The organism is Pseudomonas sp. 32_A, from assembly GCF_017490905.1.
Classification (GTDB): Bacteria; Pseudomonadota; Gammaproteobacteria; order Pseudomonadales; family Pseudomonadaceae; genus Aquipseudomonas; species Aquipseudomonas inefficax.
Genome location: NZ_JAFGYI010000083.1, coordinates 1 through 2,571 on the forward strand (window position 1 = coordinate 1; position 2,571 = coordinate 2,571).

Sequence of the window (2,571 nt, forward strand, 5' to 3'; positions counted from 1 at the left end):
CGGCCACGGCCGCTCCCACAGGTATAGCATGAACCCGAAGCCCGCATAGTACCTGTGGGAGCGGGTTTACCCGCGAAGCAGGCGACGCGGTGGATGGCACCGGCTTTGCCAGTGTTCGCGGCCACTCGCACCCGGGCAGAAGCTGCCTTCCGAGGCCAGCCTGTGCGAAGCCTACGCGATCAGCCGGCCGGTGTTCCGCGAGGCGATGCGCGCCCTTACCGCCAAGGGCCTGATCGAGGCCCGCCCGCGGGTAGGCACCCTGGTCCGGCCCCGTCATGACTGGCACATGCTCGACCCGGATGTACTGCACTGGCTGATGCAGGCCACACCACAGCAGGAATTCTTCAACATGCTGAGCAGCGTACGCTGGGTCATCGAGCCCGCTGCCGCCGCGCTGGCCGCCACCAACGCCAGCGCCGAGGATGTCGATTCGATCACCGAGGCCTACCAGCGCATGGAAGCCGCACGCAGCCATGAAGAACGCCTGCAGCCGGACCTGGACTTCCACGCCCGCATCGCCGACGCCACCCACAACGACCTGCTGGCCTACCTGTGCAACATGCTGTCGATGGCACTGCGCGAGTCGGTGCGCTACTCCAACCAGCGGGCGAATTTCGACGAACTCGCCCTGCCCCGGCACAAGGCGATTCTGACCGCCATCCAGAACGGTGACGCACTGGGCGCGCGGCATGCCTCACTGGTACAGCTGGAAGATGCCCGGGTTGCCCTGGCCAAGGTGCTGGGCCAGGACCCGACAAGCTGAGGAGCCATCCGGGCCCACCTCAGCCACTGCGCCGCGTGAGCCCGCCGATCAGAACACCGACCACCCAATCCGCGAACTCAGCAGCTCAAGCGCCGCCATCCCCGCCAGGGAGTTACCTGCCGCATTCAACTCCGGCGACCACACGCACACCGTGAACTGCCCCGGCACGATGGCCACAATCCCGCCCCCCACACCACTCTTGCCTGGCAACCCCACCCGGTAGGCGAAATTCCCTGCCTCGTCATACAGCCCACTGGTGGCCATGATCGAGTTCACCTGCTGGGTCTGGCGCCGGGTCAGAATCTGCTCACCGCTGTGCTTGCAGAACCCATCATTGGCCAGGAAACAGAACGCCCGAGCCAGGTCCAGGCAGTTCATTTGCAGCGCGCAATAGCTGAAGTAGCTGCGCAGCACCGTCTCCACCTCGTTATGGAAGTTGCCGAACGACTGCATCAGGTAAGCCATGGCCGCGTTACGCGCGCGGAATTGATACTCCGAATCCGCAACACGGGCATCGATCGCGATGTGGGGGTTGCCCGAAAGCCGCCGCACGAAATCGCGCATCGACAACGTGGGGGCAGCAAAGCGCGACTGGTTGATATCGCAAATCACCAACGCACCCGCATTGATAAACGGATTACGCGGCCGCCCCCGCTCGAACTCCAGCTGCACCAGCGAGTTGAACGGCTGGCCGGAAGGCTCATGGCCAAGCCGCTCCCAAATGGCTTCCCCCGAGTGGCCGATTGCCTGCACCAGGCTGAACACCTTGGAAATACTCTGCACCGAGAACGGCACCAGGGCATCGCCTGCGCAGTAATAGCTGCCATCGTTGCCATAGACCGCGATGCCCAGCTGGTTCGCCGGCACATCGGCCAGCGCAGGAATGTAGTCAGCCACTTTGCCCTTGCCGATCAAGGGACGTACTTCTTCGAGAATCTCGTTCAACAGCGTTTGCATGGAAGGCCCTGTATCAGTCCCCAGACGACGGCTAAGGGGTAGCATTCTTGACGAAGATCGAGCGAAAGAAATCACACTCTTGGCAAGAAATGACCGGCCGACCGTGTACCACGCCATATCCTATGCTGTGCTTGTTTCGACGACACAGCGAACGTGCCCCCGCCAGGTGCAGAAGCCGCCAACCAAGGAATAGAGGACCAACGATGCCAGCTTGCCCCTTACCCGCTGACGAAGCGCTGCGCCAGCGCACGCTCGATGACATGAACCTGGTCGACACGCCAGCCGAGCATTACCTCGATACCCTGGTGCGGCTGACCCAGGACCTGGCCCACGTGGATACCGTGCTTATCAGCCTGATCGACCAGGACCGACAGTGGTTCAAGGCCCGCATAGGGCTGGAGGCAAGCGAAACGACGCGCAGTGTTTCCTTCTGCGGCTACGCCATTCTCGGCGAGGGTACCCTGATGGTGCCCGATGCCAAGTGCGACGGGCGATTCGTCGATAACCCGCTGGTGCTAAACCCGCCCTTCATCCGCTTTTACGCCGGCCACCCCTTGCGTGCAGGTAACGGCAAAGCCATCGGTACGCTGTGCATGTTCGACCCGCGCCCTCGCGTGCTCAGCGAGGCTCAGCAAGCGAACTTCCGCGACCTGGCCACGCTCGCCGAGGGATATTTGCAGCTGCGCACCCTGGCGCAGGTAAACCGCGACTTACGCCTTGAAATGGATCGCGAGCAACGCAAAGCCCTGCTCGACCCTTTGACGCAACTGTGGAACCGCGGCGCGTTGTCGGCGTTTGAAGAGCATGAACGGCGGTTGGCGGAGGTGAACGGTTTACAACTGGGTGCGGTG

At 62.9% G+C, this 2,571-nt stretch carries 2 protein-coding genes and 1 pseudogene; 2 read left to right on the forward strand and 1 reads right to left on the reverse strand.

What is annotated here, in order from left to right:
* Positions 1-124: 124 nt before the first annotated feature.
* Positions 125-763: pseudogene (locus J5M58_RS25655) on the forward strand (FadR/GntR family transcriptional regulator); the annotation flags it as partial.
* A gap of 48 nt (positions 764-811) precedes the next feature.
* On the opposite strand, the gene glsB reads toward J5M58_RS25655, so the two are convergent.
* The gene (gene glsB / locus J5M58_RS25660) at positions 812-1,720 is read right to left on the reverse strand and encodes a glutaminase B (RefSeq protein WP_046614057.1); all 909 of its coding nucleotides are present in this window, start codon (positions 1,718-1,720) and stop codon (positions 812-814) included.
* 203 nt (positions 1,721-1,923) lie between these two features.
* Between glsB and J5M58_RS25665 the strand changes: the two genes are divergently transcribed.
* Positions 1,924-2,571, forward strand: a 648-nt coding sequence (locus J5M58_RS25665) for a GAF domain-containing protein (protein WP_207880106.1), incomplete at its 3' end; no start/stop codon positions are given.